We start from the raw sequence: 22,790 nt of genomic DNA on the forward strand, positions 1-22,790 counted from the left end.
AGCATCAGGCCGTGAAGATCGGTGCCGGCTCGGTCTCGTCCGGCAGCGCGAATTCGTCGACGAGGCGGGCGAGCCGCAGCGAGACGTCGAGATTGGCACGCACCGAAGGCCGCCAGGCCTCCTCGACCGGAAGCGCCAGAGCTTTCGATACGGCGTCGATATAGTCGTCCAGGGGTTCGGCCATCACGCTCTCAAGCAATCAGTGCACCGGCAACGGCGGATGCGGGATCGCCGTCAGCAGCTCCTTGGTGTAATCGTCCTTGGGATCGCTGAGCACCTGCTCGGAAGAGCCCTCCTCGACGATCCGTCCCGTCCGCATCACAATGACACGATCGCACAACAAGCGCACCACATTCAAATCATGCGAGACGAACAGATAGCTCATACCTAGGCGCTGCTTCAGGTCCTGGAGCAGATTGAGCACCACGGCCTGTACCGAGACGTCGAGCGCTGCGGTCGGCTCGTCCAGGATGACGAGTTTTGGATGCAGCGCGATGGCGCGGGCGATGCCGACGCGGGCCTTCTGGCCGCCCGACAATTGATGCGGGAAGCGGTCGAGCAGATTGTGCGGCAGGCCGACCATGGTGGCCAGTTCCTCGCAGCGCGCTCGCAGCGCGTCGCGGCCCTTGATGTCGCCGAGCTGCATAATGGGATCGGCAATTGCGCGCGCGGCGGTGAAGCGGGGGTTGAGGCTGTCGGTGGGGTCCTGGAACACCATCTGGATGCGGCTGCGCTGCGGCATCCGGGCAAAGGCCGATGGTGCGATGGCGGATATGTCCTCGCCGTCGAACTGGATCAGGCCGGAGGTCTGGTCCAGGAGCCGCATCACCATCATCGACGTCGTCGATTTGCCGCAGCCGGATTCGCCGACCAGGCCGACGCTCTCGCCATGGCCGACGGCAAAGGAGATGCCGTCGACGGCGCGGAACACGTCAGGCTCGACCGGCGGCCTGCGGCTGAACAATTTGCCCAGTACGGCGGTCGCGCCCTGGCGGGGGTATTCCTTCACGAGCTTGTCGACGAAGAGGAGGGGCCTTGCACTCTCGTCCCCCCCCATCGAGGGAAGGGCGTCTTTCGAAGTTCGATGGATGGCCGGTTCGGGCCCGGCCATGACAGACGGAGATTGCGCCGCTGCGCCCTCCTCCTCCGGCAGCAAGTCTCGCAAGGACACGCCGAGTCGCGGCGTCGCACGCATCAGCTTCCTGGTGTAGGGGTGCTGCGGGTTGGCGAAGATGTCGACGGCCTTGGCGGTCTCGACCACGCGGCCCTTCTCCATCACCACGACGCGGTCGCAATAGGCGGCGGCGAGGCCCAGGTCGTGGGTGATCAGGATTGTCGACATCGCACGTCGCTTGGTCAGCTCGACGATCAGGTCCATCACCGCCTTCTGGGTGGTGACGTCGAGGCCGGTGGTCGGCTCGTCGGCGATCAGCAGCTGCGGATTGCAGGCGAGCGCGAGCGCGATGACGACGCGCTGGCACATGCCCCCCGAAAGCTCGAACGGATAGGCGTGGTAGCGCTCGCGCGGACGGGCTATCTTGACCTGCTCCAGCGCCTCGATGGCCTTCTCGCCGCGATCGGAAACCATCGCCTGCTGCACATGGGTGCGCAGCACATCCTCGATCTGGTCGCCGACCTTCCGGATCGGATTGAGCGCGGCGCGCGGGTTCTGGAAGATCATCGAGACTTCGCGCCCGCGCAGGTCACGCATCTGGTCTTCGGTCGCCGCCTTGACGTCGATGCCCGAAAACATCACCGAGCCCTCGGCGATCCGCCCGGCGCGGTCGAGGATGCGCATCACTGCATAGGACGTCACCGACTTGCCGGAGCCGGACTCGCCGACGATGGCCAGCGTCTCGCCCTTGGCGACGGAAACGTTGACGTGCTGCACCGCCTTGACGATGCCGCGGCGAGTGCTGAACTCGACCGTGAGATCCTGGACGTCGAGCAGAGGCGGGGCGGTCATGAACGCGTCCCATCGCTCGAGAGTTCGAAAACAACCCCATGCACAGTAGAGGCGCGACTGAAATCGTTGGAGAATTTGCGACAGGCGTTTGCCATCACGTCCTCCGCTGCGGGTCGACGATGTCGCGCAGGCCGTCGCCGAGAAGGTTGAAGCAGAACACGGCGATCATCAGGGCAAGGCCCGGAAACAGCGCGATCCACCATTCGCCTGAGACCATGAAGCCGGCGCCTTCGGCGACCATGATACCCCATTCGGCAGTCGGCGGACGCACGCCAAGGCCGATGAAGGACAGGCCCGCGGCGTTGAGGATGGCGTAGCCCATGGTCAGCGACATCTGCACGATCATGATCGGCATGATGTTCGGGAGGATGTGCACCAGGAGGATGCGGAATTCGCCGTTGCCGGACAGCCGCGCGGCCTGCACGAAGCCGGCGTTGCGGCGGACATTGGCCTCGGCGCGCGCGACGCGGGCATAGAGCGGAAAATTCACGATCGCGGTGGCAAGGATGATGTTCTGCACGGTGTTGCCGAGCGCCGCGACGATGCCCATCGCCAGCACGAAGAGCGGGAAGGCCATGATGGTATCGGCGATGCGGCCGACGATGCGATCGGTCCAGCCGCCGAAATAGCCGGCCGCGATGCCGGCGAGGCCCCCCATCAGGAACACCAGCGCGACCGAGGCGACCGCGATGAAGAGATCGAGGCGTGTCGCGACGATGACCCGGCTGAAAATGTCGCGCCCAAGCTGATCGGTGCCGAACCAATGCGCCGCCGATGGCGGCTTCAAGGCGGCGGCGGTGTCGGAGGCGAGCGGATCGTAGGGGACCACGTAGGGGCCGAGGATCGCGGCGGCGAGGATCAGGATCAATAGCGCGAAGGCAAAGCCGGTGACCTTGTTCTCGCTCAGCACGTAGCGGGTCTGATCGAGGATCGCGACCCATCCCGAGGTCCGCGCGGGACCGACAGGTTCAACGGCAGGCGCAACGGTGCTCATCGAATCCCCCTACCCTTCCAGTCGCACACGCGGATCAATCACGCCGTAGAGAATGTCGATGACGAGATTGAGCAGCACGTACATGACGGCCATGGTCAGCACGAAGCCCTGCACCGGCGCGAAATCCGACGAGATCAACGCTTCGACGGCGTAGGAGCCGATGCCAGGCCAGGCGAACACCTTCTCGACCAGCACATTGGCGCCGAGCAGGAACGAGAACACCATGCTGAGCGTGGTGATCACGGGCAGCATCGCATTGCGGAAGGCGTAGGTGACGATGACGGTCGATGGCGACAGGCCGCTGGCGCGGGCGGTGCGCACGAACTCCGAAGCCAGCACCGCCAGCATCGAGGCGCGCGTCATGCGCGCGATCGGCGCCAGGGAGAAGATCGCGAGCGTGGTTGCAGGCAGGATGAGCTGGCTCAGCGCGGAGCGAAACGCCTCGACATCGCGCGCGACCAGGGTGTCGATCAGATAGAAGCCGGTGACGGTCGGCGGCGCGCTGTAGAACACGTCGAGGCGCCCGAGCGGCGCCGGCGACCAGCCGAGGCGGAAGTAGAACACATAGACCAGCACGAGGCCGGTGAAGAACACCGGCAGCGACACGCCGGCCGTGGTCGTGACACGGCAGAGATGATCGATCCATGACCCCGGCCGCGTCGCGGCGAGCACGCCGAGCGGGATCGCGATCGCCACCGAGACGAACAGGCCGAGCAGCGTGAGTTCAGCAGAGGCCGGCAGGCGGTTGCGGATCTCGGCCGCGACCGGTTGTCCCGTGGTGAGCGAGTTGCCGAAATCGCCGCGCGCGAGATCATTGGTGTAGCGGAAGAACTGCTCGATCAGCGGCTTGTCGAGGCCGAGTTTCTTGCGGATCTGCTCGACGGCTTCCTTCGTTGCGGCGGGACCGGCGAAATAGGCGGCGGGGTCCCCGGGCAGCGCCCGCGTCAGCAGGAAGGTGACTATGACGACGCCGATCAGCGAGGGTATCGCGAACATCAGGCGCTTGGCGATCATGGTCAGCATGAGGGCGTCTCGCGCTTTGCTTTGAAACGAGATCGCGCTCCGTGCGCCGCTGCGTTCCTTCCCCCCTTGTGGGGGAGGGCTAGGGAGGGGGGTGGCTCCGGGAGAGGTCGGAGTTCGTGGCTACCCCTCTCCCCACCCCTCCGCCACAAGGGGGGAGGGAGCCTGAAGAGCGTGCTCACCTCGCCCATATCCCCTCACCCCTTCGCCATCGCGCGATAGTCGAGCCTCCGATGGAACCAGTATTGATAGCCGCTGATGTTCTTCTGCATCGCGACGTTGACGTAGGGCTGGTACAGCGGGATGCGCGGCATGTCGGCGTAGGCGAGGTCGACGAAGCCCTTGACGTCGGCATCGTAGGCGGCCTTGTCGCCGGCAGCCGCCGCGGTGCGCGCACCGTCGATGAGCTTGTCCATCGCGGCCGACTTGTAGCTCATGGTGTTGAACACGGAATTGTTGCCGTGATAGCACCAGTAGAAGAAGTATTCGGGGTAATCGAGCCAGCCCGAGAACACGTTGGTGAAGAGCGGCATCTCCTTCTTGTTCAGTTCGGTGCGCCAGTTGGCGCCGGGCACCTTGTTGATGGTGGTCTTGATGCCGAGCTGCGCGAGGCTCTCCTGCACCAGCACGCAGAGCGGCTCGTTGACGCCGGCGAAGTTGAGGTCGAACGAGATCGTGGTCTCGAAGCCGTTGGCGTAACCGGCCTCGGCCAGCAGCGCCTTCGCCTTCTCCATGTCCGTGTTGAACTTGTGCGGCTGCGGCCAGGCGACCTCGGTCGGCTTGTCCTTGGCCGCACCGAACATGGGATTGCCGAGGCCGAACAGCACGGCATCCATGATCTTCTGATACGGCATCGCATAGGCCATGGCCTGCCGCACCTTCGGATTGTCGAACGGCGGCTTGGTCACGTTCATGCCGATATACTGAATACCGTTGGAGAACGGCAGCGACACCACGTTGAGCTTGCCGTTGGCCTTCATCTCCTGGAAATCCTTGAAGGGCAGCTCATAGGAGATGTCGGCATCGCCGCGCTCGAGCAGCGCCCGGCGGTTGCCGGCCTGCGGCACCATGCGCCAGATCACGCGCTTGATCTTCGGCAGGGGACCGCCGACCCAGGCGTCGTTGCGCTCCATCACCACTTCGGTGCCGGCCGTCCACTTCACCACCTTGTAGGCGCCGGAGCCCGCGGTCTGCTGCTTGGTGAATTCGAGGCCCCAGGGGTCCTTCTCGCTGGCGTTCTTCTTCACCAGCTCGGAATTGACGATGCAGGGCACGATGACGGCAAGATCTGGGATCGTCAGCCTGTCCTTCTTCAGGAAGTCGACACGCACCGTGTGGTCGTCGATGACGACGAACTGCTCGGCCTTGGTGAGCGATCCCGCGCTCATCTGGAAGGTCGGGAAGCCGCCGACGCTGACGGCGCGATCGAGCGACCATTTCACGTCTTTCGCGGTAACCGGCGTGCCGTCGTGGAATTTGGCGTTCTTCTTCAGCTTGAAGGTGACCGACATGTCGTCGATCTTCATGTCGTCGGCGAGCTCGCCCTTGAACTTGTCACGGTCGTAATAGGGCACCCCGCCGGGGCCGCTCTTCATCTCGTGGGTGATCAGGCGGTCGTAGCAGTTCCAGGACACCTCATAGCCGGGCACGTTGGTGCCGACGCCGTGGATGTCGAGATTGTTGGGGCCGCCCTCCGAGACGATCAGGAGTGTCTCCGAACGCGCGTCGGCCTTGGCCGAGGAGATCACCGAGGGCATGGCCGGAAGCGCCGCTCCGGCGGCCAGTCCGGAAACGGATTTGAGAAAATCGCGGCGCTTCATGAAAGGCTCCAAAACAATGTTTCGTTGGAACCGGATTCGCAAGGTTCGTGCCAGAGCTTAACGAGGCGTTACATAGCCCATAAGCCACTGATATTGCTCTTATCTAGCCGCCAAAGCCGCAAACCGCGACGTGGGGAGGGCAGCTTAGATTGCATACAATGATCGGCATACTGCACACAATATGTGCAATTAGTACGGCCGCTCATTCGAAGGGCGGCAGCAGAATGATCCTTCTGAACGTCGCGATACAGCGGCACCATCGGCGTCATTCCGAGGCGCGTCGAGTCATCAGCCCGCCCAGATCAGCTCCTGCAGCTCGACCAAATCCTTCGCCCTCCCCTGCCAGCCCTCGACGCAGATGTGCCCGTTGAGGTCGCTGGCGCGGTGCAGCAGCATCAGAGCCATCAGGCGCCGCTTGAGGACGAAGTCGAGCTTCTCATAGCCAAAACCCTCGAGCAGGCTTTTGACCCTCCCCGGCCGGCCCGCCGCCATGAAGGCGCTGGGGCCGAGCAGGTCGTAATCGCGCCATCCCGCCAGCACGTCGCCGAAGTCGAACAGCCCGGCGAGCGACCACTGGCCGTCATCGCAGGCGAGCAAGAAGTTCTCGGGAATGTATTCGCCGATCAGGATCACCGGCGGCGCATCCATCGGGATGAGCTCGGCGGCATCGCGCAGGAGATCGTCGAGGCCCCTCAGGAATTTGGGCGCGAGGCCAAGACGCGTATGCCGTGCCTCGCAGCCCTGCATCTGGGCGCGCATGAATTCGTCCCAGCGCGGCTCGAGATGCGCGAGCGCGCCGAGCGGGGCGCGCTGCACGCTCGCGATGGTCTCCCCGATCTGGCGCAGCAGGCGCTCCTTCTGGTCTTCCGGCAGCTGCGGCCAGACTTCCGAACCGAGCGTGCCGGCAAGGCGCGTCATGATCAGATAGCGCCAGCCGTCTCGCACGCCCTCGGCGACGATCTCCGGGATCGGCAGATCGAGGCGACCCTTGAGCTGTGCCAGCGAGGCGCGCTCGGAGACGAATTGCGCACGCAAGAGCGGGGGGAAGATCTTGAGGATCAGCCCGCCGCCGAGCCCGACGACGAGGTTGGTCCCGGTTGGAAACACATGCGGCGCGCTGGCGTCGAGCCCGTGGCTGCGCGCGATGTCGAGCGCGACCGGCAACCAACGCGCCGCATCGGAGCGGAAGGCGCGGAAGCTTTCGGCGTCGGTGAGGTCTGGCAATCTCATCGGGCTTGCATTCTGCAAACAGTGTCCTTGCGGGCCGTCCTTCGAGACGCCCGCTTTGCGGGCTCCTCAGATGAGGAGCTGTTGCGCGGCAGCATTGTCACCGGCACCGGCGCTGCCTAGCCTCATCCTGAGGAGCCCGCCGGAGGCGGGCGTCTCGAAGGACGAGGCGCGCGCTCAGATCGTCCCTAGCGCTCCGGACTTGCACGCTCGAACTGGCGCAGGATCTTGTTGCCGCGCTCGACAGCGGAACTAAGCGCTTCCTGCGCGCTCTTCTGGCCGGCGAAGGCGCGCTCGAGCTCGTCCTCGATCGCGCCGCGGATCAGGACGAAGGAGCCGAGCCGGATGCCCTTGGAATTCTCCGTCGGCGGATTGAGCGTGATCTGCTCGAACGAGATCGCCGAGCCCGGATTGCGCTCGTAGAAGCCTTGCGAGCGCGTCAGCTCGAAGGCGGCGCGGGTCACAGGCAGATAGCCGGTGTTCTGATGCCAGGCAGCCTGCACGCCGGGCTGCGACAGGTAGGCGAAGAACCGCGCCACACCCTTGTATTCCTCGCGAGGACGGTCGCGCAGCACCCACAAGGTGGCACCGCCGATGATCGAGTTCTGCGGCGCGCCCTTCACGTCGGGCCAGTACGGCATCATGCCGTAGCCGATCTCGAACTTCGAATTGGCCTTGATGTCGGCGCGGGTCGCCGAGGAGCCGATGAAGATGCCGCATTCGCCCTTCTGGAAGCGCGGCTCGGCCGATTGCCCGCGGCCGCTGTAGTCGAACACCTTCGTCTTCTGCCACTCGCTGAGCGCCGCGACATGATGGACGAGCACCGGATTGTCGATGGTCAGTCCCGCATCCAATCCGGCAAAGCCGTTCGCCCGCGTCGCCAGCGGCAGATTGTGGAAGGCGGAGAAATTCTCGACATGGATCCAGGACGGCCAGGACGTGGTGAAGCCGCACGCAGCGCCACGGTCGCGCAGGCGCTTCGCAGCCGCCCCCAAGTCCGGCCAGGTTTTCGGCGGCTTGTCAGGATCGAGGCCCGCGTCGCGGAACATGGTCTTGTTGTAGTAGAGAATCGGCGTCGAGGAATTGAACGGGAAGGACAGGAGATTGCCGGCGGCATCGGTGTAGTAGCCGGAAACCGCGGGCAGGTAATCGCCCAGCGAGAACGGCTCGCCCTGGTCCCGCATCAGGCTGAACACCGGATAGATCGCGCCCTTGGCCGCGGTCATGGTCGCGGTGGCGACCTCGTTGACCTGGACGATCGCGGGCTGGCTGCGCGAGCGGAAGGCAAAGATCGCCGCTGTGACCGTCTCGGTGTAATTGCCCTTGTAGACGGGCACGATGCGGTAATCGGACTGCGAAGCGTTGAAGTCCGAGGCCAGCTTCTCGAGCTGCCGCCCGAGTTCGCCGGACATGGCGTGCCACCACGCGATCTCGGTCGCGGCACGCGCGGGGGCGGCCAATGAAAGCGCCGCAAGGACGGCAACGAGCTGCAAGAGGCGTAAGGCTGACATCAGGATGGCTCTTCCCGGCCCGCGGTCGAAAAAACGCCGCTGCCCTGCTTAAGGCGCGACATACCCAGTTTCAACCGGGAATGAACGCCGGCCGCGCCGCACAATCGGCCTGCGGAATCACGCGGGATGGCCGTCCCTTGACCATCTGCCGGGGGCCGTTCCGATCGGACCGGGCTCCGGACTGTTATTCTGACACGTTTTGCTGACGACAACCGGTCTCCACTTCGCTTGAAAACGCTTTAGATTGCATTGAACCTTTTCCATCTGCCATAGACTCCACCACTGAGGGGTTGAGTGTGCCAGTGCTGAGCCGTGCCGAACTCTCGCGGACCGGGGTGATCTTCGTCGCGCTTGTGCTTGCCGTCTGGACGACGGGCGCCGTTGCGCGCGAATTTCGCGCCGCCGACACCCAGGCCGAGGATTACCCGACCGTCCAGGCGCTGCGCTACATGGGCGCCCTGATCGCCGAGCGCTCCAGTGGCCGGCATGAGATCAAGGTGTTCCATTCCCGCCAGCTCGGCGAGGAAAAGGAGACCATCGAGCAGACCCGGGCCGGCGCGATCGACCTCAACCGGACCAACGTGGCGCTGATCGGCAATTTCGTTCCGGCGATGAACGTGCTCGCGATGCCGTTCCTGTTCCGGTCCATCGAGCACATGCAGAAGGTGCTGGACGGACCCATCGGCAGCGAGATCCTGAACAGCTTCGAGCCCTACGGCTTCGTCGGGCTCACCTTCTACGATTCCGGCGCGCGGTCGATCTACAATGGCGTTCGCCCGGTGAAGACTGTCGCCGATCTCAAGGGATTGCGGATCCGGGTGCAGCAGTCGGAGTTGATGAGCCAGATGATGCGCGCGCTCGGCGCCGAACCGGTCGAGCTGCCATACGGACAGGTGCTCACCGGGCTCGCCAACCAGCTGATCGACGGCGCCGAGAACAACTGGCCATCTTTCGTGACGACGGACCATTACAAGCATGCCGGCCACTACACGCTCACCGAGCACACGATGAGCCCGGAGGTGCTGGTGATCTCGCTCAAGGCCTGGAAAAGCCTCTCGGCGGAGGAGCAGACGATCTTCAAGGAGGCGGCGGAACGCTCCAGCCGGTTCATGCGCGAGAAGTGGCGCGACCTCGAGGAGCAGTCGCAGCGCAAGGCGCAGGACGCGGGCGTGACCATCATCAAGGAGATCGACCGCAGGCCGTTCGAGGAGGCGATGACGGCGATCTACGACAAGGCCGGGCGCGATCCGGCCGCGGCCGCGCTGATCGAACGTATTCGCAAGGTGGAGTAGAGCTTCTTGCCCGGGCTCGGACATAGCGAACACGCGGACAGGCCGCCCGGCTCGATCGGGCAGCTGCGGGCGCGACTCGTCGGCGTCCTGCGGGCAGTGCCGATCCGCTGGCGCATCCTGTCGATCGCCGGGCTGAACTCCGCCGTTGTCGTCGTCCTGGTGGCGATGATCTGGAACGGCGCGCAGGTGCTGGGGTCGGCCTGGGACGATGTGCGCCAGGTGCGCGAGTCCGACCGTATCCTCGCGCTGCTCGAAAGCGAGACCGGGCGGCTGCAAAACCTGATTCACCGCTACATCAATCAGCCGAGCCCGGACCTGTTCGCCGAGATCCTCCTGCTGCGCGAGGCGGTGCTGGGCACCCTGACAAACCGCGCCGCCAAGGACCCGATGCTCGCAGGCTCGGTCGAGGAGCTGGAGCGCACCACCGACCGCTTCCTCAACGGTTTCGGCGAGCTGCGCAGCGTGCAGGCCACCATCGCCAAGACCTACGAGGAGCAGGTGCAGGGCCCGGCCAGGGACATGGCCGGCCTCTACTCCATCATCGAGGGCGCCACTGGCCATCGCGACGCGCTGATCTGGCCCTCGCTGGGGAAATCCCGGGAGGCCTTCACCGCGATGCTGGTGGCGGCCAATTCCTACTATCTTTCGCTGTCGTCAGGCGCGGCCGACGACGCGCGCCGCAACACCGAGACGATCGAGAAGACCATCCCCGTGATGATCGATCTCGCCGACAACGACCTCCAGAGGATGGCGCTGCGGCGGCTCGCGTCCCGCACTGCAGCGCTGCGCGAGGGATTTGCCAAGCTGTCCGAGCAGCTTGCCAGCCGCACCGAGCTCCTGCGCAACACCATCGACGCCAGCCAGGCCGAGGCGATCGGCGCCATCGACGATCTCTCGACCAAGATGCGCCAGCGCGAGCAGAAGGCGCAGGAGACGTTTGACCGCACGCTTGCCGACATTTCCCGCCGCGTGCTGTCGATCGCGGTGATCTTCCTCGGCATCATCCTCACCGCCGGCGTGCTGATCGCGCTGTCGATTCGCCTGCCGCTGCAGCAGATCATGGCAGCGATGCGCGCGATCACGCTCGGCGATCTCGACCGCGAGGTACAGGGCACCAAGGCACGCGATGAGGTCGGCGCCATGGCGCGCGCGGTGGAAGTGTTCCGCGAGAACGCGATCGCCAAGCGCCAGACCGAGGACGAGCTGCGTGCGTCCAAGGAAAAGGCCGAGAGCGCGCTGCTCGAGCTCAACGCCGCCCAGCAGAACCTGATCGACGCGGAGCGGCTCGCCGCGCTCGGCGGACTGGTCGCCGGCGTGGCCCACGAGGTCAACAATCCGATCGGGATCAGCCTGACCGTTGCTTCGAGTCTTGCCCGGCGCACCGAGATCTTCGAGGCCCAGCTCAAGGGCGAGGGCGGCTTGCGCCGCTCGCAGCTGGAGGAGTTCGTGCAATCCTCGCGCGACGCCTCGCAGCAGCTGGTCGCCAACCTCCAGCGCGCCGGCGAGCTGATCCAGTCCTTCAAGCAGGTCGCGGTCGACCGCTCGCACGCCGAGCGGCGGCAGTTCAGCCTGAGCGAAGCCACCGACCAGATCATCGCCAGCCTGCGCCCGGTGCTGAAGCGCTCGCCGATCACGCTGGAGGTCGACGTGCCCGAAGGGCTGCTGCTGGACGGCTATCCCGGCTCCTACGGCCAGATCCTGACCAATTTGTTCCTCAACGCCGCCAACCACGCCTTCGCCGACGGGCGCGCCGGCACAATCACGATCTCGGCGCGGCCGCGCGGGACGGAGGACATCGAGATCATCTTCAGCGATGACGGGGCCGGCATGACCCCGGACGTGCAGCGCCAGGCCTTTGACCCTTTCTTTACCACCCGGCGCAATGAAGGCGGCACGGGACTCGGCCTGCATATCGTCTATAACCTCGTCACCCAGCAGCTCGGCGGCCGCATGATGCTGGAATCCAAGCTGGGACAAGGCACTACTTTTCGCATTATCATGCCCCGCATCGCCAAGGGCGGCGCGCAAAGCACAGAGACCGACGGGACTTCTCAATGGCCGAACAGGACGATGTCCTCCACCTGATCGACGATACCGGTATCGCGCCGGAGGATGCCAACGCCCGGAAATGGAAAATCGCCGTCATCGACGACGATCCGGCCGTGCATGACGGCACGCGCTTTGCCCTCTCGGACTACAGCCTGAACGGCCAGAGCCTGGAGATTCTGTCGGCCTATTCCGCGGCGGAAGGCCGCAAGCTGATGGCCGAGCACAGCGACATCGCCGCCGTGCTGCTCGACGTCATCATGGAGACCGACGTCGCCGGGCTCGAACTGGTCGAGTACATCCGCAACGAGATCAGGAACGAGACCGTCCGCATCATCCTGCGTACCGGCCAGCCGGGTCAGGCGCCGGAGCGGCGCGTGATCGTGCAGTACGACATCAACGACTACAAGGCCAAGACCGAGCTCACCGCAGACAAGCTGTTCACCTCGCTGACCGCCGCGCTGCGCTCCTATCAGCAGCTCGAGCGCATGGTGCAGACCCGGCGCGGGCTGGAGATCATCATCGACGCCGCCTCGACGCTGTACGACTTCAAGTCGATGCAGCGCCTCGCCGAGGGCGTGCTGACCCAGCTCGCCTCGCTGCTCAACGTCGATTGCGCCGGCATCCTGGTCTTGCGCGACAACGGCGGCATCGATCCCGAGCTCTCGGTGCTCGCCGGCAGCGGCTGCTACAGCCGCTTCATCGGCTTCACCTCGTCGAAGGCGCTCGACCCCGAGCTGCGCGAGATGGTGGAGGCGGCGTTCCAGCGCCGCAAGAACGAATTCGCCGACCACCGCAGCGTGATCTACCTGCGCACCGGAAGCGGACGCGAGGTCGTGGTGCTGCTGCAGGCCGAGCGCGAGCTCTCCGAGACCGACCGCTCGCTGGTCGAGATCTTCTCCAGCCGGCTCTCGATCGCCTTCGACAACGTGATCCTCTACCAGCAGCTCCAGGACGCCAACGCGCAGCTGGAAGACCGCGTCGCCCAGCGCACCCGCGCGCTGATGCAGGCCAACCGCCGCCTCTCGGCGCAATGGCTGCGGCTGCAGCGCGCCAACGGCTTCAAGAACGAGATCCTGGGCACCGTTGCCCACGACTTGAAGAATCCGCTCGGCGTCATCCTCGGCCGCACCGAGATGCTGAAGGAGCTGATCTCGACCGGCGCATCGGAAGCCGGCGTGGTCGCCCAGGTCGATCACATCCGCGACGCCACCAAGCGACTGACCACGATGGTTGACCATCTGATCTCGGATGCGATGGCCGATGCCTTCGACATCACCATCCGCCGCGAGCCGGTCGATGTCGCCACCCTGGTCAAGGAGGTCGCCGAGGCCAACCAGCCGCTCGCGGTCAACAAGCAGCAGACGATCAGCGTCACCGCCCCGCCCAATATCGTCACAATGTGCGACATCGACCGCATCCGCGAAGCGATCGACAACCTCATCAGCAACGCCATCAAGTACTCTCCGATCGGCGGCAGGATCGACGTGACCGTCACCCATGAAGGCAGCGACACGATCGTGCGCGTCAGCGACGAGGGCGCCGGCCTGTCGCCCGAGGATCTCGGCCGCCTGTTCGGCCGGTTCCAGCGGCTGTCGGCAAAGCCGACCGCCGGCGAGAGTTCGACGGGGCTCGGGCTCTCCATCGTCAAGCGCATCATCGACATGCACGGCGGCGAGGTGACCGCCGACAGCGACGGCCCCGGCAAGGGCTCGACCTTCACCATGACCCTCCCCGCGACCGAAATGCCGTGATGCAAAGACCATGACCCAAAGCCAGCACATCATGATCGTCGACGACGAGGCCCCGGCCCGGGAGATGGTCGGCGATTACCTCAAGATGCACGGCTTCACCGTGACGCTGTGCGACGGCGGCAAGTCGCTGCGGGCAGCGATCCAGGGCAGCATGCCCGATCTCGTGGTGCTCGACCTCAACATGCCCGAGGAAGACGGGCTCTCGATCATTCGCGACCTCAAGAGCCGCATCAACGTGCCGGTCATCATGCTGACGGCGACCGCGAGCCCGATCGACCGCGTGGTCGGGCTCGAACTCGGCGCCGACGATTACGTGGCAAAGCCGTGCGAGCTGCGCGAGCTGATGGCGCGCATCCGCTCGGTGCTGCGGCGGAGCGTGCCGGCCAAGGCCGCCGCGCCCGACGCGGCGGCGGCGAAATCGGACAAGGAGCAGCTGGTGCGCTTCGGCACCAAATGGCTCGACCTCGAAGCCCAGGCCTTGCGCGACGACGAGGGCAACGAGCATCCGCTGACGGCCTCCGAGTTCGGGCTGCTCAAGGTGTTCGCGGCCAACCCGAAGCGCGTGCTGTCGCGCGAGCGCCTGCTGGAGCTCGCCAATGCGCGCGATGCCGAAGCCTTCGACCGCGCGGTGGACCTGCGCATCATGCGCATCCGCCGCAAGATCGAGCCCGATCCGGCAAAGCCCGCCGTGATCCGCACCATCCGCGGCGGCGGCTACCTGTTCTCGCCGCAGGGCGAGAAGGCGTAGGGCTTTAACGTCATTCCGGGGCGCCCCAAGGGCGGACCCGGACTCTCGAGATTCTCAGATGCGCAATTGCGCACCCTGGCTCGACGCCGTGCATCGTCCCGGAATGAAGGGGTAAACGGCTCGGCCGAACGCAAATCCCCGAAATACGTTCCGCGGCGGCCCCGTCCGCCTCCAGATCCCTGACCCCGTATTTTCCGCACATTGAAATTGCACGTCTTTTTGCCTCGAATGTTTCGTCCCGGCTGTTCTGACGAAACAATTTGGCGGCGCACGAAACCATTTTTCCCTTTTCGTGCAGACGTCCCGAAACGTTGGCTCATTAACACATCGGCTCAAGGAAACGCCGCTCGGTTGCGGCGCTACGGGGAGCCAAGTCCATGCCGAACGTCATCGCCATCAACGCCCAGGCCAGCCAGAGCATCGTTGCCGCTCAGGCGACTTCGGACGACATGCTTCTCGAAAGCATTGCCGACGGCAATCGGACGGCCATGCACATCCTCTATTGCCGGCACAATGTGCGGGTGTACCGCTTCATCCTGCGCATCGTGCGCGATGCGACCACGGCGGAAGACCTGGTCAGCCAGGTTTTTCTCGACGTGTGGCGCACCGCCGGCCAATTCCAGGGCCGCTCGCAGGTCTCGACCTGGCTGCTCTCGATCGCCCGCTTCAAGGCACTCACCGCAATGCGCCAGCGCCGCTTCGAGGACATCGACCAGGAAGACGTGCGCCAGATTCCCGATGGTAACGATACGCCGGAGACCTCGCTTGACCGCAGCGACACCAGCGCCATCCTGCGCGCCTGCGTGCAGAAGCTGTCGCCCGCACATCGCGAGATCATCAACCTCGTCTACTACCACGAGAAGTCGGTGGAGGAGGTCGGCCAGATCATCGGCATTCCCCAGAGCACGGTGAAGACCCGGATGTTCTATGCCCGCAAGCAATTGGCCGATTTGCTTAAGGGCGCCGGCGTCGACCGCTTCGCCGCCTAAATTCAACGAATTCAATTGGATAGGGGCATCGATCTGCCCCTCTCCAGGGACACGGAAGCGTTACCGCCGACGAAACAATTGAAACAAAGCACAACATCAGCCGGAAAAACTTCCGCCCTATAAACTTCGCATACGGTTTTGCTTAGACCTCCAAGACCTCCAACGACCCGGACGGGATGCCCCCCTCCGGGTCGTTTTGTATTTGGGTGCCCGCGGGTCACGAACGTGTGACGCCAGGTAACGCCCGACGCATCGCGCCCGAATTGCTCGTGACTTCCCTCACGAGTGCCCCGATGCTCGAACTCAGCCTCGCCGTCCTTGCCGGCATCTTCACCGTCGCGGCGCCCTGCACGCTGCCGATGCTGCCGATTTTGCTCGGCGCTTCGATCGGACGCGCAGGACATTTGCGGCCGGCGATGATCGCGCTCGGCTTCGTCATGTCGTTCTCAGCGACCGCGCTGCTGCTCGGCGCGATCACACAATTGTTCGACTTCGATCCGACCGTTTTGCGCGAGGCCGCATCGATCCTGCTGTTGGGCTTCGGCCTGTTGATGCTGTGGCCGGCGCCGTTCGAATGGCTCTCGATCCGGCTCAACGGCTGGCTCGATCTCGGCGCATCCAGCGGAGTGCAGCGCGAGGGCGCGCTCGGCGGTCTCGTGCTCGGCACCACGCTGGGCCTGGTATGGACACCCTGCGCCGGGCCCGTGCTCGGCTCGATCCTGACGCTGGTCGCAAGCTCGAAGAACCTTGCCTGGGCCAGCACGCTGCTGGTCGCCTATGCCATGGGCGCGGCGATCCCGATGCTCGCGATCGCTTATGGCGGACAGGCCGCGACCACGCGTGTGCGCAGCCTCGCGCGGATATCGCCGCGGCTGCAGCAGGGCTTTGGCGTCGTCGTGATCGGCTTCGCCCTCTCCGCCTACTTCCAATACGACACGCTGATCGTGGCCTGGCTTACCAGCTTCTATCCCACCGGCCAGATCGGCCTGTGATCATCGCCTCATTCACCGGAGAACCCTTCATGACTTTCAAACTGCTCGCCATGGCCGCCGCACTGACCGGCTTCACCGTCACCGGGGCCGTTATCCCCGGCGTCTGCGACGAGGTGTCCGGCGCGGCACCCTTGCGCGTCGCTGCCGCGAGCCAGGAGAACGCGCCCGATTTCACCGGAATCACCAACTGGTTCAATTCGAAACCGCTGACCATGGCCGACCTCCGCGGCAAGGTCGTGATGGTTGATTTCTGGACCTATGGCTGCGTCAACTGCGTCAACACGCTGCCGCACGTCAACGACCTCTACGCCAAGTACAAGGACAAGGGCCTCGTCGTGGTCGGCGTGCACACGCCGGAGTTCCCGTTCGAGCGCTCGGCTTCGAACGTGCAGGCCGCGCTGAAGCGCCACGGCATCGCCTATCCGGTGGCTCAGGACAATAATTCCAAGACCTGGAACGCCTACCGCAACCAATATTGGCCGGCGCAATACATCATCGACCAGAGCGGCAAGATCGTATTCCGGCACGCCGGCGAAGGCAGTTACGACCAGATCGAGCGCACCGTGGCAAAGCTGCTGAACGTCGCCAGCTGACGCGCGCAGCCATCGCGCGGCGGGTCTCCGCTGTCCCTTGTTGCTTGACACCGCGGACCCGCCCGTAGAGTTTCGCGGGCGACGGAATTAGCCGCCCGCGATGGACGACTCGACCACCAGCACCGACATCCGCCTTCGTGAAGGCTCCTCGATCGCGCAACGGCTGATCATGGCCGGCTGTGCGGCCGCGGTGGCGCTGTGCTTCACGCCCGGCCTGCTCACGCACGATACGCTGGAGATCATCGTCTCGGCGGTGGCGCTCCTGGTGGGGGCGGGATTCGTCGTCGGCATCATGATGGCGCCGGCGGTGGTGTGGATCATCACGCCCAACGAGATCCTGATCGGGCAGCAGCGTCCGTTCGGAAAGCTCCGCACGCGTGTCGTCCCGAAGCACGACATCAGCGGATTGCAGGTTCCCGGCAGCAAGAGGGTGAAAGCCCGTTTCCAGCTGGTCTTCACGCTGGCATCGGGAGAACGCCTGACGTCGCCGCCGATCTCGGACGTGACCCATGTTCGCGACACCGTGGACAGGATCGTCACACAGTTCGAGGTCCCCAATGTCGAGGCACCCAGCAATCCGCTCGACGCCCGCAATCCCGAGATGCATCTCGGCGAGCCGGCCGAGCCTTTTCCTGTGAGGGACGTCCGCATCGTCGCGTTGATCGCGATCGCCTTGTGCGCTGGTCCCTATGCCTACAAGCTCTGGCGAGGCCTGCCGCCCAGCCATGTCGATATCCTGTTGCTGCCGCTCGGCGTGATCGCCGGGCTGGCCGTCTACCGCTACGCCAACCTCGCGATCGGCGCATTCTGGATCATCCGGCAGGACCATATTCGCGTCGAGCGATTGTGGGGCGACGGCACGCCCCGCGCGGACCACATCGAAGGGCCCGACGTGAAGACGATCACGGTGGAGCGCCGCGGCCGCTCCGAGGACGAGCACTGCATCGTGGTGATCCGTCTGCACTCGGGACGACGGTTTCGCAGCCCGCGGATCGGTTCGCGGGTCGAGGCCCGCGCCGTGGGCACGGAGATCGTGCGCCGGCTGGGAATCGCGGCGGAGAGCAACAAGATCTAGCTTGTGCAGGGGAGGGAGGCACCGGACCCATGGCGACAAGCACTGCTTTTCGCGCCATCCCCCGTTTGTGGCATTGCCAGGACCGCCTCAAAAAGCCAAAGCATTCTCGTGACATGCCAAGGGCCCGCGCCATCAACTTGCCATGAACTTGCCCCTCAGGTTTGATGGTTCCGAATGATTTGCGCTGTGGCAGCGGGGAGAGCTTGAAATGACGGATTTTCGTCGCCTGACCGGGGTTTTCATGGCTGCGATGGGGCTGATCCTGTCCGCGCCGCAGGCCCTCGCGCAGCAACCTGACCGCGGCGACGAGCCGGGCTTGATTGCTGATGACGGCTATCAGCTCGAGCCGGAATGGCAGAAGCAGGTGGTCTACTTCCGCACCACCGAGCCCCCGGGCACGATCATCGTCTCGACGGCCGAACGTCACCTTTATCTTGTGCAGCCCGGCGGCCGCGCGATTCGCTACGGCATCGGGGTGGGGCGCGACGGCTTCCAGTGGCAAGGGCTGGTGACCATCACCAACAAGAAGGAGTGGCCGGACTGGACGCCGCCGCCGGAGATGATCCAGCGCCAGCCCTATCTCCCGCGCTTCATGGCCGGCGGCCCGGGCAATCCGCTGGGCGCCCGCGCCATGTATCTCGGCACCACGGTCTACCGCATCCACGGCACCAACCGACCCGACACGATCGGCACCAAGGTGTCCTCGGGCTGCTTCCGCCTGGTCAACGCCGACGTCGCCGATCTCTACGATCGCGTCCCGATCGGCACCAAGGTGGTCATCCGGCAGAAGCCCGAACTCTGAGGGCTATGGATAGGAGCATGATCTCCAGGATCATGCTCCGCCCCTCCTGCAATTCCCATTTTCCGATTTTCGAGAGAGCAACATGATGCGCACTTTTCGTGGCGGCCTGCTGATCGGGCTCGCCCTCGCCGTGGTGGTCGCCGTCGCGGCGATCATCTATGAATTCTACGACACCCGCACCTTGAAGCGCACAGTGCGCCGCGGCGAGGTGCTGTGCGGCGTCAACAAGGGACTGCCGGGCTTCTCATATTCGGAAGACAACAAGAATTGGACCGGCTTCGACGTCGATTTCTGCCGCGCGGTGGCGGCGGCGATCTTCGACGACCCGGGCAAGGCGAAGTTCATCCCGCTCGACGCCAACGAGCGCTTCAAGGAATTGCAGAGCCGGAAGGTCGACATTCTCTCGCGCAACACGACCTGGAGCATGGCGCGCGAGCTCGACTACGATCTCTATTTCCCCGCCGTCGCCTATTACGACGGCGCAGGCTTCATGCTGCCGCGCTCGCGCAACAAGGAGACATCGCTGGATCTGACCGGCAGCAAGGTTTGCGTGCAGGCCAACACGACGACGGCGCTCAACATCGCCGACTACTTCCGCATCAACAACATGAAATACGAAGAGGTGAAGTTCGAAAACCTCGCCGACGTGGTGAAGGCCTACGACACCGGCAAGTGCGACACGTTCAGCGCCGACGTCTCGCAGCTCTATGCGCTCAGGCTCAACCTCTCCAAGCCCGGCGACCACATGATCCTGCCGGACATGATCTCCAAGGAGCCGCTGGCGCCCGTCGTGCGCCAGCGCGACGACGACTGGATGATGATCGTGAAGTGGACGCTGTACGCGATGATCAACGCCGAGGAGCTGGGAGTCACCTCGGAGAACATCGACGAAGCGCTGAAGTCGAAGAAGCCGGAAGTGATGCGCCTCGTCGGCACCGAAGGCAATTACGGCGAGAAGCTCGGCCTGACCAAGGACTGGGCGGCGCGCATCATCCGCCACGTCGGCAATTACGGCGAGATGTACGACCGCAACATCGGCGAGAAGTCAAAGCTGAAGATTCCGCGCGGCATGAACCAGCTGTGGAACGCGGGCGGGGTGCAGTACGCACCGCCGATGAGATAACGGCGGCTCTCGCCGCCGTCGTCATTGCGCGCCAACGGGTCCGCGCGAAGCGCGGCCCGGTGACAGGCTCCGCGAGGCAGTCCAGAATGCCTCCCCGGCAACAGCCTGGATTGCGTCGTCGCAAGCGCTCCTCGCAATGACGATGTTGACGTAGACGCGCACCACACTCTTGGTCGTCATGCCCGGGCTTGTCCCGGGCATCCGCGCTCTTGCAGCACTTGAGAACGTGAATGGCCGGGACGAGCCTGGCCATGACGGCTCGCGCTGGTCCTCTCTAGCCTCGTCTCTGCCGCTTGCCTCAATACCCGCGCGCCCTGGCCAGCTGCTCGGTGTGGTAATTCGCATCGCCGAACAGCTCCTCGCAGACTCTCGCACGCTTCATGAAGAAGCCGATGTCGAACTGGTCGGTCATGCCCATGCCGCCGTGCATCTGCACGCCCTCCTGCACCGCGCGCGTGGCGGTGGTGCCGGCGCGGGCCTTTGCGACGGCGACGCTCGATGCGGCCTTGGCAACATCGGCGTCCAGTGCCTGCAGCGCCTTCATGGTGGCGGCGCGGGTTATCTCGATGTCGATGTAGAGTTCGGCGGCGCGATGCTGCAGCGCCTGGAATTCGCCGATCAGCTTGCCGAATTGTTTGCGGCTCTTCAGATATTCGACGGTGCGGCCAAAGACCTCCTCGCTGAGGCCGACCATCTCGGCAGCGACGGCGCCGCGGCCGATGTCGAGAACGCCATCGAGCAGGTTGGCGGCCTGGTCGACTTCGCCGAGCACGCTGTCGGCATCGACCTCGACATTGGCGAAGTCGATCCGCGCCGCGTTGTGCGCATCGACCATGATGGTGCGCTCGATCGCAACACCCTTGGCCTTCGGGTCGACCAGGAACAAGGTCAGGCCCTCGCGCTCGCCGGCGGCCCCAGCCGTGCGCGCGGCGACGATCAGGAGGTCGACGACATGGCCGTCGACCACCAGAGCCTTGGCGCCCGAGAGCCTGAAGCCGTTGCCCGCGCGAACGGCCTGGAGACTGGTCTGCAGCGGGCGATGTTTTGCACCCTCGTCGATCGCGAGCGTCGCGAGCAGCGAACCGCTTGCAATCTTCGGCAGGTATTCCGACTTCTGCGCGGCATTGCCGCCGCGATTCAGCGCCGAGGCCGCAACCACGCTGGTGGCAAGAAAGGGCGAGGGCATCAGCGTGCGGCCGATCTCCTCCATGACGACGCCCGCCTCGACATAGCCGAGGCCGCTGCCGCCGAAGTCCTCCGGCACCAGGAGGCCGGCAAAGCCCATCTCGGCGAAGGCGTGCCAGAGCTCTTTCGAGAACCCGACGCGATCCTTGCTGTCGCGCAGATGGCGCAGGTGCGACACCGGCGCCTTGCCGCTGATCAGTCCGCGCGCGGAGTCGCGGAGCATGGATTGTTCTTCGGTGAGGACGAGGGCCATGTACGTGTTTCCCGTTCGAAATCTATTCGTTGTCGTCATTCCGGGATGGCCCTAAGGGCCAGGCCCGGAATCCATCAGACGGCATTTCCGCGGGCAGATGGATTGCGGGCTCGCGCTACGCGCGCCCCGGAGTGACATTTGGTGAGAGCGCCGCTCACGCCCCCGGCAGATCCAGGATGCGCTTGGCGACGATGCCGAGCATGACCTCGGACGTGCCGCCCTCGATCGAGTTGGCCTTGGTGCGCAGCCAGGCGCGCGGCTTCGCGCCCTGCTTGGAGCGCTCGCTCTCCCATTCCAGCGCATCGACGCCGCCGGCCGACATCAGGATCTCGTGGCGACGCTTGTTGAGCTCGGTGCCGTAATATTTCATGGCCGAGGAAAACGCCGGATGCGCCTGCCCTGCCTTGGCGAGATCGACGGCGCGCTCGGCGCAGGCCGCGAGCGCGGCTTCGTCAACGTCGAAGCGCGCGATCTGGCCGCGCAGCATGACATCGTCGAGCCGACCCTGCGCATCGGTGCCGACGGTGTCAGCCGCGATCTGACCGAGCGGACGGCCGACGCCGCGCTCGCCCATGCCCGAGATCATCGCGCGCTCGTGCTGGAGCAGATATTTCGCGACGTCCCAGCCGCGGTTGATGGTGCCGACCACGTGCGACTTCGGCACCCGGACATTGTCGAAGAAGGTTTCGCAGAACGGCGAATAGCCCGAGATCAGCAGGATCGGCTTGGTCGAAACACCCTTGGAGGTCATGTCGAACAGGATGAAGCTGATGCCGTCATGCTTCTTCGCGGCGGGATCGGTGCGCACCAGGCAGAAGATCCAGTCGGCGTAGTTGGCGTAGGAGGTCCAGATCTTCTGGCCGTTGATGATGAAGTCGTCGCCGTCGCTCTCGGCGCGGGTCTGGAGCGAGGCGAGATCGGATCCGGCGTTCGGCTCGGAATAGCCCTGGCACCAGCGGATCTCGCCCGCTGCGATCTTCGGCAGATGCTCCTTCTTCTGGGCTTCGTTGCCGTACTTCAGGAGCGCCGGCCCGAGCATCCAGATGCCGAAGCTCGACAGCGGCGGACGGGCGCCGATCCGCGCCATCTCCGCGCGCAGCACCTTGTGCTCGGCGGCGCTGAGGCCGCCGCCGCCATACTCCTTCGGCCAGTCGGGCACGGTCCAGCCCTTGTCGCGCATGCGCTCGAACCAGATGCGCTGCGGCTCCGACGAGAACTTCGCGTTGCGACCGCCCCAGAACACATCCGCATCCGATGTTGCGGGCTTGCGCATTTCGGGCGGACAATTGGCTTCCAGCCAGGCGCGCGTCTCGTTGCGGAAGGTCTCGAGATCGGTGGTTTCTGTATCGCTCATGGTCGTTTCCATCGCATCGGAATTCAGCTTGTTGCCGGCGACTCTG

General features: G+C 64.9%; 20 protein-coding genes. 10 read left to right on the plus strand and 10 right to left on the minus strand.

The window, feature by feature from the left end; all coding sequences use genetic code 11:
• Positions 1-4: 4 nt before the first annotated feature.
• The 7 genes from K408_RS0104305 to ugpB all read right to left on the minus strand — a co-directional run bounded on the left by K408_RS0104305 (position 5) and on the right by ugpB (position 8,538).
• On the minus strand, positions 5-184 hold the full coding sequence (locus tag K408_RS0104305; protein ID WP_024337048.1) for a DUF4089 domain-containing protein: 180 nt from the start codon (positions 182-184) through the stop codon (positions 5-7).
• Between the two features lie 15 nt (positions 185-199).
• The gene (locus K408_RS0104310) at positions 200-1,966 is read right to left on the minus strand and encodes a dipeptide ABC transporter ATP-binding protein (RefSeq protein ID WP_024337047.1); all 1,767 of its coding nucleotides are present in this window, start codon (positions 1,964-1,966) and stop codon (positions 200-202) included.
• A gap of 94 nt (positions 1,967-2,060) precedes the next feature.
• The gene (locus K408_RS0104315) at positions 2,061-2,960 is read right to left on the minus strand and encodes an ABC transporter permease (protein WP_024337046.1); all 900 of its coding nucleotides are present in this window, start codon (positions 2,958-2,960) and stop codon (positions 2,061-2,063) included.
• A 9-nt stretch (positions 2,961-2,969) separates the two neighbouring features.
• Positions 2,970-3,983, minus strand: a complete 1,014-nt coding sequence (locus tag K408_RS0104320) for an ABC transporter permease (RefSeq protein WP_024337045.1) — start codon at positions 3,981-3,983, stop codon at positions 2,970-2,972.
• A 194-nt stretch (positions 3,984-4,177) separates the two neighbouring features.
• Positions 4,178-5,800 carry an ABC transporter substrate-binding protein gene (locus K408_RS0104325; RefSeq protein ID WP_024337044.1) on the minus strand — a complete coding sequence of 541 codons (1,623 nt, stop codon included), beginning with the start codon at positions 5,798-5,800 and terminating at the stop codon, positions 4,178-4,180.
• A gap of 288 nt (positions 5,801-6,088) precedes the next feature.
• Positions 6,089-7,030 (minus strand): aminoglycoside phosphotransferase family protein, encoded by a 942-nt coding sequence (locus tag K408_RS0104330; RefSeq protein ID WP_028145795.1) that lies wholly within the window; start codon positions 7,028-7,030, stop codon positions 6,089-6,091.
• 185 nt (positions 7,031-7,215) lie between these two features.
• Entirely contained in the window at positions 7,216-8,538 is a 1,323-nt protein-coding gene (ugpB, locus tag K408_RS0104335; protein WP_028145796.1) for a sn-glycerol-3-phosphate ABC transporter substrate-binding protein UgpB, read from the minus strand.
• A 296-nt stretch (positions 8,539-8,834) separates the two neighbouring features.
• Between ugpB and K408_RS0104340 the strand changes: the two genes are divergently transcribed.
• The 10 genes from K408_RS0104340 (at position 8,835) to K408_RS0104385 (ending at position 19,952) form a co-directional block, all read left to right on the plus strand.
• Positions 8,835-9,830 carry a TRAP transporter substrate-binding protein gene (locus K408_RS0104340; RefSeq protein WP_024337041.1) on the plus strand — a complete coding sequence of 332 codons (996 nt, stop codon included), beginning with the start codon at positions 8,835-8,837 and terminating at the stop codon, positions 9,828-9,830.
• Between the two features lie 6 nt (positions 9,831-9,836).
• Entirely contained in the window at positions 9,837-11,915 is a 2,079-nt protein-coding gene (locus K408_RS0104345; protein WP_024337040.1) for a sensor histidine kinase, read from the plus strand.
• A complete protein-coding gene (locus K408_RS0104350) occupies positions 11,885-13,630 on the plus strand; it encodes an ATP-binding response regulator (RefSeq protein ID WP_024337039.1) in 1,746 nt (581 codons plus the stop codon). The genes K408_RS0104345 and K408_RS0104350 overlap by 31 nt, the downstream gene beginning before the upstream one ends.
• 10 nt (positions 13,631-13,640) lie before the next feature.
• A complete protein-coding gene (locus K408_RS0104355) occupies positions 13,641-14,378 on the plus strand; it encodes a response regulator (RefSeq protein WP_024337038.1) in 738 nt (245 codons plus the stop codon).
• A gap of 377 nt (positions 14,379-14,755) precedes the next feature.
• Positions 14,756-15,367 (plus strand): sigma-70 family RNA polymerase sigma factor, encoded by a 612-nt coding sequence (locus tag K408_RS0104360; RefSeq protein ID WP_024337037.1) that lies wholly within the window; start codon positions 14,756-14,758, stop codon positions 15,365-15,367.
• Positions 15,368-15,660: 293 nt separating this feature from the next.
• Positions 15,661-16,359 (plus strand): cytochrome c biogenesis CcdA family protein, encoded by a 699-nt coding sequence (locus K408_RS0104365; protein WP_024337036.1) that lies wholly within the window; start codon positions 15,661-15,663, stop codon positions 16,357-16,359.
• A gap of 29 nt (positions 16,360-16,388) precedes the next feature.
• Entirely contained in the window at positions 16,389-16,952 is a 564-nt protein-coding gene (locus tag K408_RS0104370) for a thioredoxin family protein (RefSeq protein WP_024337035.1), read from the plus strand.
• A 100-nt stretch (positions 16,953-17,052) separates the two neighbouring features.
• A complete protein-coding gene (locus K408_RS0104375) occupies positions 17,053-18,027 on the plus strand; it encodes a hypothetical protein (protein ID WP_024337034.1) in 975 nt (324 codons plus the stop codon).
• A gap of 208 nt (positions 18,028-18,235) precedes the next feature.
• Positions 18,236-18,829 carry a L,D-transpeptidase gene (locus K408_RS0104380; RefSeq protein ID WP_024337033.1) on the plus strand — a complete coding sequence of 198 codons (594 nt, stop codon included), beginning with the start codon at positions 18,236-18,238 and terminating at the stop codon, positions 18,827-18,829.
• An 85-nt stretch (positions 18,830-18,914) separates the two neighbouring features.
• Positions 18,915-19,952: an amino acid ABC transporter substrate-binding protein gene (locus K408_RS0104385; protein WP_024337032.1), complete on the plus strand. Its 1,038-nt coding sequence runs from the start codon at positions 18,915-18,917 to the stop codon at positions 19,950-19,952.
• A gap of 21 nt (positions 19,953-19,973) precedes the next feature.
• Here the strand turns inward: K408_RS0104385 and K408_RS41895 are convergent, their stop codons facing one another.
• From K408_RS41895 to K408_RS0104395, 3 genes are all read right to left on the minus strand, one after another.
• On the minus strand, positions 19,974-20,132 hold the full coding sequence (locus tag K408_RS41895) for a hypothetical protein (RefSeq protein ID WP_155248213.1): 159 nt from the start codon (positions 20,130-20,132) through the stop codon (positions 19,974-19,976).
• 118 nt (positions 20,133-20,250) lie between these two features.
• Positions 20,251-21,390 carry an acyl-CoA dehydrogenase family protein gene (locus K408_RS0104390; protein WP_024337031.1) on the minus strand — a complete coding sequence of 380 codons (1,140 nt, stop codon included), beginning with the start codon at positions 21,388-21,390 and terminating at the stop codon, positions 20,251-20,253.
• A 154-nt stretch (positions 21,391-21,544) separates the two neighbouring features.
• On the minus strand, positions 21,545-22,744 hold the full coding sequence (locus K408_RS0104395) for an acyl-CoA dehydrogenase family protein (RefSeq protein ID WP_024337030.1): 1,200 nt from the start codon (positions 22,742-22,744) through the stop codon (positions 21,545-21,547).
• Positions 22,745-22,790: the final 46 nt, after the last annotated feature.

It is taken from the genome of Bradyrhizobium sp. in8p8, assembly GCF_000426845.1.
GTDB lineage: Bacteria > Pseudomonadota > Alphaproteobacteria > Rhizobiales > Xanthobacteraceae > Bradyrhizobium > Bradyrhizobium japonicum_C.

What these genes read in the sequence shown, in the direction of transcription:
- K408_RS0104320 (WP_024337045.1), bottom strand. Translation starts at nt 3,983, where the DNA reads ATGCTGACCATGATCGCCAAGCGCCTGATGTTCGCGATACCCTCGCTG.
- K408_RS0104365 (WP_024337036.1), top strand. Translation starts at nt 15,661, where the DNA reads ATGCTCGAACTCAGCCTCGCCGTCCTTGCCGGCATCTTCACCGTCGCG.
- K408_RS0104330 (WP_028145795.1), bottom strand. Translation starts at nt 7,030, where the DNA reads ATGAGATTGCCAGACCTCACCGACGCCGAAAGCTTCCGCGCCTTCCGC.
- K408_RS0104310 (WP_024337047.1), bottom strand. Translation starts at nt 1,966, where the DNA reads ATGACCGCCCCGCCTCTGCTCGACGTCCAGGATCTCACGGTCGAGTTC.
- K408_RS0104395 (WP_024337030.1), bottom strand. Translation starts at nt 22,744, where the DNA reads ATGAGCGATACAGAAACCACCGATCTCGAGACCTTCCGCAACGAGACG.
- K408_RS0104355 (WP_024337038.1), top strand. Translation starts at nt 13,641, where the DNA reads ATGACCCAAAGCCAGCACATCATGATCGTCGACGACGAGGCCCCGGCC.
- K408_RS0104380 (WP_024337033.1), top strand. Translation starts at nt 18,236, where the DNA reads ATGACGGATTTTCGTCGCCTGACCGGGGTTTTCATGGCTGCGATGGGG.
- K408_RS41895 (WP_155248213.1), bottom strand. Translation starts at nt 20,132, where the DNA reads ATGACGACCAAGAGTGTGGTGCGCGTCTACGTCAACATCGTCATTGCG.
- K408_RS0104325 (WP_024337044.1), bottom strand. Translation starts at nt 5,800, where the DNA reads ATGAAGCGCCGCGATTTTCTCAAATCCGTTTCCGGACTGGCCGCCGGA.
- K408_RS0104305 (WP_024337048.1), bottom strand. Translation starts at nt 184, where the DNA reads ATGGCCGAACCCCTGGACGACTATATCGACGCCGTATCGAAAGCTCTG.
- ugpB (WP_028145796.1), bottom strand. Translation starts at nt 8,538, where the DNA reads ATGTCAGCCTTACGCCTCTTGCAGCTCGTTGCCGTCCTTGCGGCGCTT.
- K408_RS0104370 (WP_024337035.1), top strand. Translation starts at nt 16,389, where the DNA reads ATGACTTTCAAACTGCTCGCCATGGCCGCCGCACTGACCGGCTTCACC.
- K408_RS0104385 (WP_024337032.1), top strand. Translation starts at nt 18,915, where the DNA reads ATGCGCACTTTTCGTGGCGGCCTGCTGATCGGGCTCGCCCTCGCCGTG.
- K408_RS0104375 (WP_024337034.1), top strand. Translation starts at nt 17,053, where the DNA reads ATGGACGACTCGACCACCAGCACCGACATCCGCCTTCGTGAAGGCTCC.
- K408_RS0104315 (WP_024337046.1), bottom strand. Translation starts at nt 2,960, where the DNA reads ATGAGCACCGTTGCGCCTGCCGTTGAACCTGTCGGTCCCGCGCGGACC.
- K408_RS0104350 (WP_024337039.1), top strand. Translation starts at nt 11,885, where the DNA reads ATGGCCGAACAGGACGATGTCCTCCACCTGATCGACGATACCGGTATC.
- K408_RS0104390 (WP_024337031.1), bottom strand. Translation starts at nt 21,390, where the DNA reads ATGGCCCTCGTCCTCACCGAAGAACAATCCATGCTCCGCGACTCCGCG.
- K408_RS0104360 (WP_024337037.1), top strand. Translation starts at nt 14,756, where the DNA reads ATGCCGAACGTCATCGCCATCAACGCCCAGGCCAGCCAGAGCATCGTT.